This is a genomic window from Actinoplanes xinjiangensis (assembly GCF_003148685.1).
GTDB lineage: Bacteria > Actinomycetota > Actinomycetes > Mycobacteriales > Micromonosporaceae > Actinoplanes > Actinoplanes xinjiangensis.
The window spans coordinates 47,731-64,072 of sequence record NZ_QGGR01000002.1 but is presented as its reverse complement, the minus strand read 5'-3'; the positions used below and the strand labels follow the sequence as shown (position 1 = coordinate 64,072).

Sequence of the window (16,342 nt, the reverse complement as noted above, 5' to 3'; positions counted from 1 at the left end):
TTCCGGAACTTCATCCACCGGGAAGCTCTGGTGGGAGGCGAATGTCAGAGGGTGCCGGTAAGGTCCTAACGGGATCGGACGCAGTGAAGTCTATTGATCACGCGCAGTGAGTGATGGAGGACCATGGGTTCGGCTGACCGGGTTCTGCGAAGAGCCGCCGAAGCAATCGAGCACATAACCGGCATTTGTTTCAAGACCGGCCCGCCTCGGCAGGTCGGTGCCGAGTTGGAGTGGACCACGCATCCGGTCGCCGACCCTTCCGCGTACCTGCGGGCCGGTGACCTGGTCGAGGCGCTGGGCGTGCACACGCCCGCGGCCCTCGGCAATCCACACCCCGTGCCGCTGCCCGGCGGCGGCATGGTCACCGTCGAGCCGGGCCTGCAGATCGAGATCTCGTCGGCGCCGGCCGGCTCGCTCGCCGAGTTGCACGCCGCGGTCACCGCCGACCGGGACACCCTGGCGGGGCTGCTGGCGAGCCGGGGCATCGTTCTCGGCGATCGCGGCCTGGACCCGTACCGGGCGCCCCGCCGCATCCTGGAAGCGCCGCGTTATGCGGCCATGGACCGGGCCTTCGACAACGCCGGGCACACCATGATGGGTTCCACCGCCGGCCTCCAGGTCTGCTTCGACGCCGGGGAGACCCACCAGGTCGCGGCCCGATGGGCCGTTCTGCACGAGGCCGGGCCGGCGCTGCTGGCCCTGTTCGCCAACTCACCGCGGCACGGATGGGCGTCCGCCCGGACGGCGGCCTGGCACGGTATCGACCCCCGCCGCTCGGGCCCGGTCCCCGCATCCGTCGACCCGGCGGTGAGCTGGGCACACTACGCGGTGCACGCGCCTCTGCTGTGCGTGCGGCGCGAGCACGGCCGGTGGGACGTGCGGCCCGGTGTGACCATGGCCGACTGGATCGAGGCGGGCGGCATCGAGGGCGGCCCGGCCGGTTCCGGCCGGATCGGCGGGCGCCGCATCGGCCCCCGCCGGCAGCGGCCACCGCAGATCATCGACCCGGTCACCCGGCCGCCGACGATCGACGACCTGGAATATCACCTCGGCACCCTCTTCCCGCCGGTGCGACCGCGCGGCTACCTGGAGATCCGCTACCTCGACGCGCAACCCGGCGACGAGTGGATCGCCCCGGCCGCGGTGCTGACGGCGCTGCTCTCCGGCGACGCGCTCACCGATCGGGCCCGGGAGCTGGCCGCCCCGGCCGCCGGCCGCTGGCACGCCGCCGCCCGGTCCGGTCTCGCCGACCGGCCGGTGCGCCGGGCCGCCACCGCCCTCGCCGACCTGGCCTGCCGCAACCTCGACCGGACCGGCCTGTCCGCGCCGGTCCGCGACACCGTCACCGGCATCGTCTCCCGCCGCCTGCGGGACGCCGTGCCCGGACGACCACGAGAGGACGTTTCCGTATGACCGACGACCTGCGGCTGTCCATCGCCGCCGACCTGGAACGCGCCCGGGCCCGGACGGTCCTGCTCACCGACGCCGTCGACGACGACGACCTCACCCGGCAGCACTCGCCGTTGATGTCCCCGCTCGTCTGGGACCTCGCACACGTCGGCAACCAGGAGGAGTTGTGGCTGGTCCGGGACGTGGGCGGCCGTGACCCGCTCCGGCAGGACATCGACGAGCTGTACGACGCGTTCAAGCACTCCCGGCGCGACCGGCCGGGGTTGCCGCTGCTCGACCCGGCCGAGGCCCGTGCGTACACCGCGCAGGTCCGCGACAAGGTGTTCGACGTGCTCGACCGCACCCGGTTCGGCCCGGAGAGCAGGCTGCTCGACGGCGGGTTCGCGTTCGGCATGATCGTCCAGCACGAGCAGCAGCACGACGAGACCATGCTGGCCACCCACCAGCTACGGGCCGGTGCCCCGGTGCTGACGGCGCCCCCACCACCGCGTGCCCGGCAGGCCGTCTCCGGCGAGGTGCTCATCGAAGCGGGCAGATTCACCATGGGTACGGACACCGAGCCCTGGGCGCTCGACAACGAACGCCCCGCCCACCCCGTCGACGTGCCGGCGTTCTGGATCGACACCGCACTGATCACCAACGGTGACTATCTGGCGTTCATGGACGCCGGCGGCTACGACGACCCACGATGGTGGAGCGAGCGCGGCTGGGCGCACCGGCAGAGCAGCGGCCTGGAGGCGCCGTTGCACTGGATCCGTGATTCCGGGGGCTGGCTGCACCGGCGCTTCGGGCGGGTCACCCCGGTCGCACCCGACGAGCCGGTCGTCCACGTCTGCTACTTCGAAGCCGAGGCCTACGCCGCCTGGGCCGGGAAACGCCTGCCCACCGAGGCCGAGTGGGAGAAGGCCGCCCGCTGGGACCCGTCGGCCGGCCGCTCCCGCCGCTACCCGTGGGGAGACGACCCACCCGAGGCGCGGCACGCCAACCTCGGCCAGCGGCACCTCGGCCCGGCCCCGGCCGGCGCCTACCCCGACGGCGCCTCCCCGCAGGGCGTGCACCAGTTGATCGGCGACGTCTGGGAGTGGACCTCGTCCGGGTTCCACGGTTACCCCGGGTTCGCGGCGTTCCCCTACCGCGAGTATTCGGAGGTGTTCTTCGGCGGTGACTACCGGGTGCTGCGCGGCGGCTCCTTCGGCACCGACACGGCTGCCTGCCGGGGCACCTTCCGCAACTGGGACCATCCGATCCGGCGGCAGATCTTCAGCGGTTTCCGCTGCGCACGGGACGCCTGATGTGCCGGCACCTCGGTTATCTCGGTCCGCCCGTACCGCTGAAGGATCTGCTCTTCGACCCGCCGCACGCCCTCGCGACGCAAGCCTGGGCGCCCCGCGACATGCGTGGCGGGGGGACGATCAACGCCGACGGTTTCGGTGTCGGCTGGTGGCCGCCCGGTGCCGCGGCACCGGTGCGGCACCGCAGCGCCATGCCGATCTGGACGGACGCGTCGCTGCCGCTGCTCGCGGCCGCGACGACGGCCGGCGCGGTCCTCGCGGCGGTCCGCTCGGCCACCGTCGGCATGCCGGTCGTCGAGACGGCGGCGGCGCCGTTCACCGACGGCCGGTGGCTGTTCAGCCACAACGGCGTCGTCCGCGGCTGGCCTTCGGCCGTCGCCGCGCAGGCCCGTGACCTCCCGGTGGAGGATCTCCTCACCCTCGACGCGCCCACCGACTCGGCAACCCTCTGGGCGCTGGTACGAGGAAAGCTGCGCGCCGGGGAGCCACCGGCCAAGGCGGTCGCCGCCGTGGTCACCGAGGTCGCCGCCGCCGCGCCCGGATCCCGGCTGAACCTCCTCCTCGGCGACGGCGACCGGATGATCGCGACCACGCTCGGTCACGCCCTGTCGGTGCGATCGCTGCGCGACTCCACCCTGATCAGTTCTGAGCCCCTCGACCCGGGACCGGCGTGGCAGCCCGTCCCCGACGGCCGCCTGGTCGTCGCCACCGCGGGTCGTGTGGAGATCACTCCCCTCTAGAAAGGTGCTCGGCCTTGCTCCTGGACAGGTACATCGACGACGACGATCTGGCCCGTGAGCTGCGCGCGGACGTGCGCGCCGGACTCACCGCCGACCCTCGGTGGATGCCGCCGAAGTGGTTCTACGACGCCCGTGGCAGCGAACTCTTCGAGGAGATCACCCGGCTTCCGGAGTACTACCCGACCCGTACCGAGCGGTCCCTGCTCGACCGGCACGCCGCCGAGATCGCCCGGATCACCGACGCGAAGACCCTGGTCGAGCTGGGTTCCGGCTCGTCGGAGAAGACCCGCCTGCTGCTCGACGCCCTGGTCGCCCGCGGCACGCTCGGCGCGTTCGTCCCGCTGGACGTCTCCGGGTCGGCACTGGCCGCGGCGGTCGAGTCGCTGACCGTCGCCTATCCCGGCCTCGGCATCCGCGGTGTCATCGGTGACATGACCCGCCATCTGCGGCATCTGCCCGAGGGCGACGGCCGTCTGGTCGCGTTCCTCGGCGGGACCGTCGGCAACCTCGTGCCCACCGAACGGGCCGCGTTCCTGTCGTCGCTGCGGTCGGTCCTGCACGAGGGCGAGTGGCTGCTGCTCGGCGCCGACCTGGTCAAGGACCCGGCCGTGCTGGTTCCCGCCTACGACGACGCGGCCGGGGTGACCGCCGAGTTCAACCGCAACGTCCTGCACGTGATCAACCGTGAGCTGGCCGCCGACTTCGACCCGGCCGCCTTCCGGCACGTCGCCCTCTGGGACCCGGACAACGAGTGGATCGAGATGCGCCTGCGGTCCACCCGCGAGCAGGTCGTCCACGTCGCCGGCCTGGACCTCGACGTCCCGTTCGCCGCGGGCGAGGAGATGCGCACCGAGATCTCCGCGAAGTTCCGCCGCGCCGGGCTCACCGCCGAACTCGCCGCCGCCGGCTTCACCACACGCCACTGGTGGACCGATCCGAACGACTGGTTCGGACTCACCCTCGCCCAGGCGGGCTGAAGGTTGACGCTTCGTGTTTTCCTTGCGGTGCCGCCTCACCGCCAGGAGCCGTCTCGCGAGTCCGCGCGAGACGGCAGCACGAGGCGTCGACCAAGGGGGTCCCGCATGGAGTCCGACCACGCGGACGCTGTACCACCGCCCGGCGACCAGCCGCCCGCCGAGCCGTCACCGCAGGCCCACCCACCCTCCGGCGCCAGCCCGCTGCCCTCCGGCGCCAGCCCGCCACCACCACCCGGCGGCGACCCGTCGCCCTCCGGCGCTAGCCCGCCATCACCACCCGGCGGCGACCCGTCGCCGTCACCCGAACCACCCGGCGATGATCCGTCGCCGCCCGTTCCGCCGCTGCCGGCCGGCGACGGCTCGGAGACCGCCGGTGAGCCGTCACCGGCCCGGGAGCCGCACATCCTGCTGGTCCATGCGGTCATCCGGGCGTCCCGGGAGCACGACGCCTGGTCGACCTCCGGCGGTCCGCGCCCACAACTGCCGCGCGCCTGGGCCGACCTGTGGCGCAACGCGGTACGCCGCCAGACCGATCTCGCCGGCGAACCGGAGGAGGAGGCGCGCCGCTCCGTGCAGACGATGCTCGACCAGCTCACCCGTCTCGACCGGGAGGCCGGCTGGTTCCGCACCGACCCGGCACGGCGGGACCGGGCCATCGCCGAGACCCTCCTGTACGGCACCAGGCTCGGCCCCGACGTGCCCAGCCGACCCGCGCAGCTGGCCTGGCAGCGCCAGCGTGGCCTGCGCCCGGTCGACTACGCCAAGATCACTGCGATCGCCGCCGCCCAGGACGAGTGGCTCGCCGCCTGGAACGAGTGGGCCTCCACCTAGACGTTCCCAAGGCCACCCACCCCAAGCCCCGACAGGAGCACACGATCACCGATCGTGTGCTCCTGTCCGCGTCCACCCCACCAAACGACCCGCTCCACCCCGCGCCCAAAGTCCCAGCTGGTTCCCACCGCTGTCTCAAACGGCCTGAGACAGCGGTGAGAGCCAGCCGCGAGGCCCCGGCTGGTTCCCACCGCTGTTTCGGACGGGTTGAGGCACCGGTGGAAGCCAGTCGCACCGTCCTGGCTGGTTCCCACCGCTGTCTCAAACGGCCTGAGACAGCGGTGAGAGCCAGCCGAACCGTCCCGGCTGGTTGTCACCGCTGTTTCGGAGCGGTTGAGACAGCGGTGGGGGCCAGCCGGCGGGGACGGGCCGGCTGCGCCCGTGAGGCGCGGTGGCGGGCGGGACGGACCGCCTGCGCCGCGGTGTAGGCGGGGACGGGCCGACTGCGGTCGGGGCGGTGTGGCCCGTACCCCCCGAAATGGGAGAAACCCCGACCGGGACCGGATCGCATCGCTCAGCATGCGGGATGGGCGCGTTCGTGGTTGCTGCGGCGAGTGGGAGTTGATACGTTCTTCTGCATAGTCATACGGAGGTAGGCATGGGAATCAGGGTCGCGGTAGCGGGAGCCAGTGGCTACGCGGGTGGTGAGTTGCTGCGCCTGATCGCCGGGCACCCCGAGTTCGACCTCGTCGCGGCGACCGCGCACAGCCAGGCCGGCTCCCCGGTCGGCGCGGTGCATCCGCAGCTGACCGGGCTCGACCTGACGCTGGGTTCCACCGACGCCGCCACGCTCAGCGGCGCTGACCTGGTGTTCCTCGCTCTGCCGCACGGGCAGTCGGCGGCCGTCGCCGGGCAGCTGGACGCCGGTGTCAAGGTGGTCGACCTGGGGGCCGACTTCCGGCTGGAGAGCGCCGACCAGTGGACCCGCTACTACGGCGGCGGGCATGCCGGCACCTGGACCTACGGCCTGCCGGAGCTGCCGGGCGCGCGGGCCGCGATCGCCGCGTCCGACCGGGTCGCCAACACGGGCTGCTATGCGGCGACGATCACGCTGGCGCTGGCGCCGCTGATCTCCTCCGGGGTGGCCGACCCGGAGGACGTCGTGGTGGTGGCCAGTTCGGGCACCTCCGGTGCCGGGCGCAACGCCAAGGTGAACCTGCTGGCCAGCGAGATCATGGGCGACCTGTCGCCCTACAAGGTCGGCGCGCACCAGCACGTCGCCGAGATCAAGCAGGCCACCGGGGCGGCCTCGCTGTCGATGACCCCGATCCTGGCGCCGATGCCGCGCGGCATCCTGGCGACGGTGACGGCGCGCCGGCTCAACGGCGGCGACCCGCGGGAGGCTCTCGAGGCGGCCTATGCGGACGCGCCGTTCGTGCACGTGCTGCCGGAGGGTTCCTGGCCGCGCACGGCGGCCACCGCGGGTTCCAACTCCTGCCACCTGCAGGCCACGGTCGACATCGACTCGGGCCGCATCATCGTGGTGAGCGCGCTGGACAACCTCGGCAAGGGTGCGGCCGGCCAGGCCGTGCAGAACGCGAACATCATGTTCGGCCTGCCCGAGACCACGGGCCTCAGCGTCTTCGGAGTGGCGCCGTGATCGACCACGCCGCCGGACCTGTAAAGGAAGCACAGTGACCGTCACCCACCCCAAGGGGTTCCGTGCCTCCGGCGTGGCCGCCGGGCTCAAGGCCAACGGCAACGCCGACGTCGCCCTGGTCGTCAACGACGGCCCCGACTACACGGCCGCCGGCGTGTTCACCGGCAACCGGGTCAAGGCGGCGCCCGTCCTGTGGAGCCAGCAGGTGCTCCGGGGCGGCATCGTCCGCGCGGTGATCCTCAACTCGGGGGGCGCCAACGCGTGCACCGGTTCGCAGGGCTTCCGTGACACGCACGCGACCGCCGAGCACACCGCCACGGTGCTGCGTGGCGGCGCCAACCGCATGATGATCGGCGCGGGTGACGTGGCGGTCTGCTCGACCGGCCTGATCGGCGAGCTGCTGCCGATGGACAGGCTGCTGCCGGGGGTGAACGCGGCGGCCAGGTCGCTGGCCACCGACGGTGGTGGTAAGGCCGCCGAGGCGATCATGACGACCGACACGGTGGCGAAGAACGCGGTGGCCCAGCGCGAGGGCTGGTCGGTCGGCGGTATCGCGAAGGGTGCCGGCATGCTGGCCCCGGCGCTCGCCACCATGCTCGTCGTGATCACGACCGACGCGTCGGCCGACAACGAGGTGCTGGACGCCGCGTTGCGCGCCGCCACCCGGGTCACCTTCGACCGGATCGACGCGGACGGCTGCATGTCGACCAACGACACGGTGCTGCTGCTGGCCAGCGGTGCGTCGAACCGGCAGCCGACCGCGGAGGAGCTGACCGCCGCGGTCACCGAGGTCTGCCACGACCTGGCCCAGCAGCTGATCGCCGACGCCGAGGGCGCGACCAAGCACATCGCGATCGAGGTGCAGGGCGCGGCCACCGAGGCGGACGCGGTGCAGGTGGGCCGGACGGTCGCGGGCAACAACCTGGTGAAGACGGCGTTCTTCGGCAACGACCCGAACTGGGGCCGGATCCTGGCGGCGATCGGCACGACGAGTGCGGCGTTCGAGCCGGACCGGATCGACGTGGCGATCAACGGCGTGTGGATCTGCAAGGGCGGGGCGGCCGCGGAGGACCGCAGCAAGGTCGACCTGTCCGGGCGGGACGTGAGCGTGACGATCAACCTGCGTGAGGGGGAGATGAGCGCGACGATCTGGACGACGGACCTCTCCCACGCGTACGTCCACGAGAACTCGGCGTACTCGTCGTGAATCCGCTGAAGAAGGCCGGGATCCTGATCGAGGCGCTGCCGTGGCTGGAGCGGTTCCACGGCACCACGGTCGTGATCAAGTACGGCGGCAACGCCATGATCGACCCGGAGCTCCAGGAGGCGTTCGCCGCCGACATGGTGTTCCTGCGCCTGGTCGGGATCAAGCCGGTGGTCGTGCACGGCGGTGGCCCGCAGATCAGCCGGATGCTCAAGCGGGTCGGTATCGAGTCGGAGTTCCGCGGCGGCCTGCGGGTCACCACCCCGGAGACGATGGAGATCGTCCGGATGGTGCTGACCGGCCAGGTCGGCCGGGAGCTGGTCGGCCTGATCAACCAGCACGGCCCGTTCGCGGTGGGCCTGTCCGGTGAGGACGCCGGGCTGTTCACGGCGGTCCGCCGGGGCGCGACGATCGACGGAGAGGAGGTCGACATCGGCCAGGTCGGCGACGTCGACCAGGTGGACACGTCGGCCGTCGACGACCTGATCGCGGCGGGCCGGATCCCGGTGATCGCCACGGTCGCGCCGGACGCGGCGGGCGTGCTGCACAACGTGAACGCCGACACCGCGGCCTCCGCGCTGGCGGTCGCACTCGGCGCCCGCAAGCTGGTGGTTCTCACCGATGTGCCGGGCCTCTACACGAACTGGCCGGACACGTCGTCGCTGACCAGCGAGATCGACGCCGACGCGCTGGAGGAGCTGCTCCCGGGCCTGGAGTCCGGGATGGTGCCCAAGATGGAGGCCTGCCTGCGCGCGGTCCGCGGCGGGGTCCCGGCCGCGCACGTCGTCGACGGCCGGGTCGCCCATTCGACTCTGCTCGAAGTCTTCACGGAAGAAGGATTCGGAACAATGGTGGTCCCGGCATGACTCTCGTGCAGCGTTGGCAGGAGTCGATGATGAACAACTACGGCACCCCGGCGATCGGCCTGGTCAAGGGCCGGGGTGCGGTGCTGACCGCCGAGGACGGCAAGGAGTATGTCGACTTCCTCGGCGGCATCGCGGTGAACGCCCTGGGGCACGCCCACCCGGCTGTGGTCGCCGCGGTCACCCAGCAGATCCAGCAGCTGGGGCACGTCTCCAACCTGTTCATCTCGGAGCCGCCGGTGGCGCTCGCCGACCTGCTGCTGGCGCTGGCCGGCCGCACCGGGCGGGTGCTGTTCTGCAACTCCGGCGCGGAGGCCAACGAGGCCGCCTTCAAGATCTCCCGGCTGACCGGGCGTACGCACGTGGTCGCCACCCACGGTGCCTTCCACGGCCGGACCATGGGCGCTCTGGCGCTGACCGGGCAGCCGGCGAAGCAGGATCCGTTCCGGCCGCTCCCGGGCGACGTCACCCATGTGGACTACGGGGACGTCGCCGCTCTGGAGGCCGCGGTGACCACCGCGACCGCCATGGTCATCCTGGAGCCGATCCAGGGGGAGAACGGCGTGGTCGTGCCCCCGGCCGGCTATCTGACGGCGGCCCGCGAGATCTGTACGCGTAACAACGCGCTGCTGGTGCTCGACGAGGTGCAGACCGGCATCGGCCGGACCGGGCACTGGTTCCACCACCAGAGCGAGGGTGTCGAGCCGGACGTCGTCACCCTGGCCAAGGGTCTCGGCGGGGGTCTGCCGTTGGGCGCCTGCATGGCCTTCGGCCCGGCCGCGGACCTGCTCACCCCGGGCTCGCACGGCACCACCTTCGGCGGTAACCCGGTCTCCTGTGCGGCCGGGCTCGCGGTGATCCGTACGATCGCGAACGAGGGTCTGCTGGACCATGTGAAGCGGGTCGGTGAGCAGATCCGGCTCGGCGTCGAGGGACTGAACCACCCGCTGGTGAAATATGTCCGTGGCGCCGGCCTGCTGCTGGGGATCGTCCTCAACGAGCCGGTCTCCGCCGAGGTCGCGGCCCGGCTGCGCGACGCCGGTTTCCTGGTCAACCCCGCCAAGCCGGACGTGATCCGGCTCGCCCCGCCCCTGATCATCTCCTCCGATCAGGCGGACGCCCTGATCGCTGCCCTGGACGGTATCCGGTGACCACCCGCCACTTCCTCCGTGACGACGACCTGACCCCGCAGGAGCAGGCCGAGGTCCTCGACCTGGCCGCCGAGATGAAGGCGAACCGGTTCGGGCACACCCCGCTGGCCGGCCCGCGCAGTGTCGCCGTCTTCTTCGACAAGGCCAGTCTGCGCACCCGGCTGTCGTTCGAGGCGGGCATCGCCGAGCTGGGCGGCCAGCCGATCATCGTGGACAGCCAGAACACCCACTTCGGCCGCGGTGAGACGCTCGCCGACGCCGGCCGGGTGGTGGCCCGGTACGTGTCGGCGATGGTCTACCGCACGCACGGCGACGAACGGCTCGCGGAGCTGGCGTCCGGTGTGCGGGTGCCGGTGATCAACGCGCTGAGCGACGGCTATCACCCGTGCCAGCTGCTCGCCGACCTGCTGACGATCCGGGAGCGGTTCGGCTCGACGGCCGGGCGCACCCTCGCGTACGTCGGTGACGCCGCCAACAACATGGCCCACTCCTACCTGATCGCGGGCGCGATGGCCGGGATGAACGTGCGGGTGGCCGGCCCGTCCGGGTTCGACCCGGCGGCGTCGGTGGTCAGCCGGGCGGCCGAGATCGCGGCGTGGACCGGCGGCTCGGTCGAGGTGCTGCGGGACCCGCGGGAGGCGGCCGACGGCGCGCAGGTGATCGCCACCGACACGTGGACGTCGATGGGCCAGGAGGAGGACGGCAAGGACCGGCTCACCCCGTTCTGGCCGTACCAGGTGAACAAGGAGCTGCTGGCCGCCGCCGACCGGGAGGCGATCGTGCTGCACTGCCTGCCGGCGCACCGCAACGAGGAGATCACCGACGAGGTGATCGACGGGCCGCAGAGCGCCGTCTTCGACCAGGCGGAGAATCGCCTGCACGCGCAGAAGGCACTGCTCAGCTGGCTGCTGGCGGTAAATGCGCAATGAGTGCTCCGCTGACCCGCGCCGGTAGGCATGCCCGGCTGGTCGACCTGATCCGGACCCGCCGGGTCCGGTCGCAGACCGAGCTGGCCGACATCCTCGCCCACGAGGGGGTCCAGGTCACCCAGGCCACTCTCTCCCGTGACCTGGAGGAGCTCAACGCCGTCAAGGTCAGCGGCGTCTACTACATTCCGGAGGACGGGCACAAGCCGCTGCGGGAGACCACCGGGCACGGCCCGGCCCGGCTGATCCGGCTGCTGCGCGAGCTGCTCACCGGTGTCGACTCCAGCGGCAACATCGCGGTGCTGCGTACTCCGCCGGGGGCGGCGCAGTTCCTGGCCAGCGCGCTGGACCGGTCCGGTCTCGCGGACGTCGTCGGCACCATAGCCGGGGACGACACCATCTTCGTGGTGGCCCGGGACAGCGGTCCCACGTCGGGTGCGGTGCTGGCCGAGAAACTCAGCAACTGGAGCAGGGCGGATTCCGAGGAGAGCCGGTCATGACGTTCACACCCGCGGTGGAGGCTCGCTTCCCGGACTTCGCCGACCACACCGACAGCCTGGTCGGGCACGGCGTGGAGTTCTTCCTCGCCTCCAACGAGACGTTGCGGCCGCACCTCAACGAGACGCCGTACGGCCACAAGCTGACCTGGCTGGACTTCACCGACACCGCGGAGAAGGACTGGTCCATCCGGGACTTCCTGAACTTCTTCAACATCATCAACGGCATCGCGTTCGGTGACCGGGGTATCCCGATGCCGCAGTGGGTGATGGTCGACCTGATCCTGATGCCGGCCGCCGCCCTGATCGCCGGGCTGCCGCAGGCCGAGTTCGCGGACATGGTCGAGCGGTCCACGTTCCGTTTCGACACCGACGTGAAGCAGCTGCTGCGCAAGGTGCAGCAGGACATGCGCGACAGCGGTTACCGCGGTCCGGTCCCGGTCGGCGGATACTGCGCCGCCCCGAGCGCCGAGCCGGGCCGCTGGGTGGGCTGGTCGCTGTGGTCGCTGATGCCGGCGGTGGGCCTGGGCAAGGCGGCGAAGGCGCTGGCCCTGTCGGCGTACCGGGCGCAGAAGCTGGACGGCGTCACCCAGTACGACAACAGTGCCCTCAAGGTGCACACCGAGTTCGGGGCGCTGAAGATCCTGGTCGCGACCGTTCCGTTCCACACCTCGCCGGGCTCGTTCGTCTATCAGAGCGACCTGACGCTCCCGGCCGGGACAGAGCTGCCCGAGCCGACCTTCCTGCTCGATCCGTTCGACTACAGCCGCCAGCGGGCGATGCAGAAGGACATCGAAGCGGGCCGCTGTGAGTTCTACGTCCTGCCGCCGGGTCACGTCCGCCGGGACGGTAGGACGTATGTGCCGATTCTCGAGAAGGAACTGCCCCGATGACCAAGCGCAAGATCGTCCTCGCTTTCTCCGGTGGTCTGGACACCTCGTACGCCCTCGTGGACTTCCGCGAGAAGGGCTGGGACGTGGTGACCGCCAACATCGACACCGGCGGCCTGCACAGCGGTGAGGCGGAGGTCGTCAAGGCGCGCGCCGAGGAGCTGGGCGCCGTCGAGCACCACGTCGTGGACGCCCGCGCGGAACTCTACGACCGGGTGATCACCTACGCGATCAAGGCGAACTACCTGCGTAACGGCGCCTACCCGTCGTGTGTCGGCGCGGAGCGGCTGATCCAGGCGGAGAAGGTCGTCCAGGTGGCCCTGGAGGTCGGGGCGGACGCGGTGGCGCACGGCTCGACCGGTGCGGGCGCCGACCACGTGCGCTACGACGCGGTGATCCGGGCGCTGGCCCCGCACCTGGAGATCGTCACGCCGATCCGGGACGAGCGGCTCACCCGCGAGGGGGAGACCGAGTTCCTGCGGTCGCGGGGTTACGAGGTCAGCGAGAAGGTCAAGCTCTACTCGATCAACGAGGGCCTGATCGGCACGTCGATCGGTGGCGAGGAGACCTACGGCTCCTGGGAGTACCTGCCGGAGTCGGCGTGGACCTACACCAAGCCGATCGACGAGGCCCCGGAGAAGGGCGTCGAGCTGCTGATCAGCTTCGAGAAGGGCGAGGTCGTCTCGGCGGTGACCGCGGCCGGTGACGCGCTGCCCAACGAGAACAACTACGACATCCTGTCGGCGCTGAACGTGCTGGGCGGCGAGCACGGTGTGGGCCGGGGCATCCACATGGGCTCCACCATGGTCGGCAACCTGGCCCGGGTCGGGTTCGAGGCGCCCGGCATGCTGATCCTCATCGCCGCGCACCGCGAGCTGGAGAAACTGGTGCTGTCGAACCGGCAGCAGTCCACCAAGGCGACGCTCGGCAACACCTACGGCGATCTGCTGCACGAGGCCGTCTACTTCGACCCGATCATGGACGACTTCCGGGCCTTCCTGGACTCCAGCCAGACCCGGGTCACCGGCACCGTGCGGGTCCTGCTGCACAAGGGCAACATCGTGCTCCTCGGCAGCAGGAGCCCGCACAGCCTGCTGGACGCCGCGACCCGTTCGGGTGTCGTCTACGGCCACGGCTCGTCGCTGTGGACCGGCGAGCAGGCCCGCGCGTTCGCCCACATGTATTCGGTGCCGGGCGCCATCCTGCGTGCGGCGGCGGAACCGGCCGAGTGATCAGCTGAGCCAGGAGGTGAGCACGTGCAGGGCCTGCCGGATCTCCGGCACCGGCACGTGCTCGCCGTCGGTGTGCGCCTGGAGCGGGTCGCCCGGCCCGAAGTTGACCGCCGGGACGCCCAGCCCGGCGAAGCGCGACACATCGGTCCACCCCAGCTTGGCCTGCGGCTCCCGGCCGACCAGCTCGACGAACTCCTTGGCGGCCGGCTTGTCCAGCCCGGGCCGCGCACCGGGCGCCGCGTCGGTCACCTCCAGCTCGAAACCGGCGAACACCTCCCGCAGGTGCGCCTCGGCGGCGGCCACGTCCCGGTCCGGGGCGAAGCGGTGGTTGACGTACACGGTGCACAGGTCGGGGATCACGTTGCCGGCGATGCCGCCCTCGATCTTCACCGCGTTGAGGCCCTCGTGGTACTGCAGGCCGTCGACGACCGGCTGCCGGGGCACGTAGGCGCGCAGCACGTCGAGCACCGCGCCGGCGCTGTGGATGGCGTTGCTGCCCTTCCACGAGCGGGCCGAGTGCGCCGCCACACCGGGCACGGTGATCTTCACCCGCATGGTGCCCTGGCAGCCGCCCTCGACCGTGCCGTCGGACGGCTCACCGAGGATCGCGAAGTCGCCGGCCAGCCACTCCGGGTGGTTGCGGACCAGCCGCCCCAGCCCGTTGAGCCGCGCCGCGACCTCCTCGTGGTCGTAGAAGACGAACGTCAGATCGTGCCGCGGCTCCGGCAGCAGGGCGGCGAGCTGCAGCATCACGGCGACCCCGGCCTTCATGTCGACGGTGCCGCGGCCGCGCAGCACGTCGCCGTCGAGCACGACCGGCAGATTGTCCGCGATCGGGACGGTGTCGAGATGCCCGGCGAGCACCACCCGGGTCGGGCGGCCCAGCGAGGTCCGGGCGACCACGGCGTCACCGTCACGCAGCACCTCCAGGTGCGGACAGGTGCGCAGGGCGCTCTCCACAGCGTCGGCCAGGGCCTTCTCGTCACCGCTCACGGACGGGATGTCACAGATGGTCCGAGTGAGGTCGACGACATCACCGGTCAGATCGAGGCTGGTCATGTTGCAAACTTATCAGATCCAAGGCATTTTTATACGTACGGCCAGTCAAGGCACCGTGAGCCACCGCGCGACGGAGGCGAGGGGCGCGGCCGCAACGCGACCGCCGGGGTGTATCCGGTGGAGACGGCCACCTGTCCCACCCAGCGCGATGGCGCCGGGCCGGGACCCGGCACACAGGGCTCAGCGATAGGGTTCAGGAAGGTAACGAAACGTGAGCGAGCGAGGAGAAGGTGTGTCGGAGAGCGACGAGCCGACGAGGCTGTGGGGCGGCCGTTTCGCCGGTGGTCCGGCGGAGGCGCTGGCCCGGCTGAGCGTCAGCGTCCAGTTCGACTGGCGGCTCGCGCCGTACGATCTGCTGGCCTCCCGTGCGCATGCCCGGGTGCTGGCCAACGCGGGCCTGCTCGACGCCGACGAGCTGGGCCGGATCCTCGCCGCGCTGGATGACCTGGCGTCGGCCTGCGCGGCCGGTGAGTTCCGTCCCACGATCGAGGACGAGGACGTGCACACCGCCCTGGAGCGGGGCCTGCTGGAGCGGCTCGGCGCACTCGGCGGCAAGCTGCGCGCCGGCCGGTCCCGCAACGACCAGGTCGCCACCGACCTGCGGCTCTACCTGCGTGACCACGCCCGTGGCGTGGCCGTGGCACTGATCGAGCTGGCCGACGCGCTGACCGAGCAGGCGGCCCGCAACGTGGACACCCCGGCACCGGGTCTGACCCACGTGCAGCACGCCCAGCCGGTCAGCTTCGGCCACTGGCTGCTCGCGCACGTGCAGCCGCTGCTGCGTGACCTGGAGCGCCTGAAGGACTGGGACGTGCGGGCCGCGATCAGCCCGCTCGGCTCGGGCGCGCTGGCCGGCTCGTCCCTGCCGCTGGACCCGGCGGCCGTCGCCAAGGAGCTGGGTTTCACCGCCCCCGCGCAGAACTCGATGGACGCCGTCGCCGACCGTGACTTCGTGGCCGAGTTCCTGTTCGTGACCGCGCTGATCGGTGTGCACCTGTCCCGCCTCGGCGAGGAGGTGGTCCTCTGGACGTCGACCGAGTTCGGCTGGGTCGAGCTGGACGACGCGTTCGCCACCGGCTCGTCGATCATGCCGCAGAAGAAGAACGCGGACATCGCCGAGCTGGCCCGGGGCAAGAGCGGCCGCCTGGTCGGCGGTCTGGTCGCGGTGCTGACCATGCTGAAGGGCCTGCCCCTGACGTATGACCGGGACATGCAGGAGGACAAGGAGCCGGCCTTCGACGCGGTCGACACCCTGCAGTTGCTGCTGCCCGCGCTGGCCGGCATGGTCTCCACGATGACGGTCCGGGTCGACCGGCTCACTGCGGCCGCCCCGGTCGGCTTCTCGCTGGCCACCGAGGTCGCCGACTGGCTGGTCCGCAAGGGCGTGCCGTTCCGCGACGCGCACGAGATCACCGGCCGGCTGGTGGCACTCTGCTCGGCCCGGGAGTGCGAGCTGGAGGACGTGACCGACGACGACCTGAAGACGATCAGCGAGCACCTGGACCCGTCGGTGCGCGAGGTCCTGTCGGTGTCGTCGGCACTCGCCGCCCGTACCACGCCGGGCTCGACCGGCCCGGGCCCGGTCGCCGAACAGCTGGCGATCGTGCAGCACAAACTGGACAACTGGCGCCAGTGGGCGATCGAGAAGGTCGTCCCGCGCTGACCCGGCC

The 16,342-nt window shown here is 71.5% G+C and carries 15 protein-coding genes; 14 read left to right on the top strand and 1 reads right to left on the bottom strand.

Going from position 1 to position 16,342, the window contains the following annotated elements:
- The first annotated feature begins 123 nt into the window (after positions 1–123).
- The 13 genes from BC793_RS03810 (at position 124) to argG (ending at position 13,613) form a co-directional block, all read left to right on the top strand.
- Entirely contained in the window at positions 124–1,413 is a 1,290-nt protein-coding gene (locus BC793_RS03810; RefSeq protein ID WP_109589235.1) for a glutamate-cysteine ligase family protein, read from the top strand.
- A complete protein-coding gene (gene egtB, locus BC793_RS03805) occupies positions 1,410–2,702 on the top strand; it encodes an ergothioneine biosynthesis protein EgtB (RefSeq protein WP_109589233.1) in 1,293 nt (430 codons plus the stop codon). The genes BC793_RS03810 and egtB overlap by 4 nt, the downstream gene beginning before the upstream one ends.
- On the top strand, positions 2,702–3,442 hold the full coding sequence (gene egtC / locus BC793_RS03800; RefSeq protein WP_109589231.1) for an ergothioneine biosynthesis protein EgtC: 741 nt from the start codon (positions 2,702–2,704) through the stop codon (positions 3,440–3,442). Before egtB ends, egtC begins: the two co-directional genes overlap by 1 nt.
- Before the next feature lie 14 nt (positions 3,443–3,456).
- A complete protein-coding gene (gene egtD, locus BC793_RS03795) occupies positions 3,457–4,419 on the top strand; it encodes an L-histidine N(alpha)-methyltransferase (RefSeq protein WP_373871232.1) in 963 nt (320 codons plus the stop codon).
- Between the two features lie 105 nt (positions 4,420–4,524).
- Positions 4,525–5,250, top strand: coding sequence for a hypothetical protein (locus tag BC793_RS03790; protein WP_109589229.1), 726 nt, complete (start codon positions 4,525–4,527; stop codon positions 5,248–5,250).
- Between the two features lie 598 nt (positions 5,251–5,848).
- The gene (gene argC / locus BC793_RS03785) at positions 5,849–6,850 is read left to right on the top strand and encodes an N-acetyl-gamma-glutamyl-phosphate reductase (RefSeq protein ID WP_109589227.1); all 1,002 of its coding nucleotides are present in this window, start codon (positions 5,849–5,851) and stop codon (positions 6,848–6,850) included.
- Positions 6,851–6,884: 34 nt separating this feature from the next.
- A complete protein-coding gene (gene argJ, locus BC793_RS03780) occupies positions 6,885–8,057 on the top strand; it encodes a bifunctional glutamate N-acetyltransferase/amino-acid acetyltransferase ArgJ (RefSeq protein WP_109589224.1) in 1,173 nt (390 codons plus the stop codon).
- Positions 8,054–8,920, top strand: coding sequence for an acetylglutamate kinase (argB, locus tag BC793_RS03775; RefSeq protein ID WP_109589222.1), 867 nt, complete (start codon positions 8,054–8,056; stop codon positions 8,918–8,920). Before argJ ends, argB begins: the two co-directional genes overlap by 4 nt.
- On the top strand, positions 8,917–10,068 hold the full coding sequence (locus BC793_RS03770) for an acetylornithine transaminase (protein ID WP_109589220.1): 1,152 nt from the start codon (positions 8,917–8,919) through the stop codon (positions 10,066–10,068). Before argB ends, BC793_RS03770 begins: the two co-directional genes overlap by 4 nt.
- Positions 10,065–10,997 (top strand): ornithine carbamoyltransferase, encoded by a 933-nt coding sequence (argF, locus tag BC793_RS03765; RefSeq protein WP_109589218.1) that lies wholly within the window; start codon positions 10,065–10,067, stop codon positions 10,995–10,997. Before BC793_RS03770 ends, argF begins: the two co-directional genes overlap by 4 nt.
- Positions 10,994–11,494 (top strand): arginine repressor, encoded by a 501-nt coding sequence (locus BC793_RS03760; protein ID WP_109589215.1) that lies wholly within the window; start codon positions 10,994–10,996, stop codon positions 11,492–11,494. The genes argF and BC793_RS03760 overlap by 4 nt, the downstream gene beginning before the upstream one ends.
- Complete coding sequence (locus BC793_RS03755) at positions 11,491–12,384, top strand: hypothetical protein (RefSeq protein ID WP_109589213.1); 894 nt, start codon at positions 11,491–11,493, stop codon at positions 12,382–12,384. The genes BC793_RS03760 and BC793_RS03755 overlap by 4 nt, the downstream gene beginning before the upstream one ends.
- A complete protein-coding gene (argG, locus tag BC793_RS03750) occupies positions 12,381–13,613 on the top strand; it encodes an argininosuccinate synthase (protein ID WP_109589209.1) in 1,233 nt (410 codons plus the stop codon). The genes BC793_RS03755 and argG overlap by 4 nt, the downstream gene beginning before the upstream one ends.
- Here the strand turns inward: argG and dapE are convergent, their stop codons facing one another.
- Complete coding sequence (dapE, locus tag BC793_RS03745; RefSeq protein ID WP_109589207.1) at positions 13,614–14,672, bottom strand: succinyl-diaminopimelate desuccinylase; 1,059 nt, start codon at positions 14,670–14,672, stop codon at positions 13,614–13,616. It lies immediately after the preceding gene.
- 211 nt (positions 14,673–14,883) lie between these two features.
- On the opposite strand from dapE, the gene argH reads away from it, so the two are divergent.
- Positions 14,884–16,335 (top strand): argininosuccinate lyase, encoded by a 1,452-nt coding sequence (argH, locus tag BC793_RS03740; protein WP_109589205.1) that lies wholly within the window; start codon positions 14,884–14,886, stop codon positions 16,333–16,335.
- The last annotated feature ends 7 nt before the right edge of the window (positions 16,336–16,342 follow it).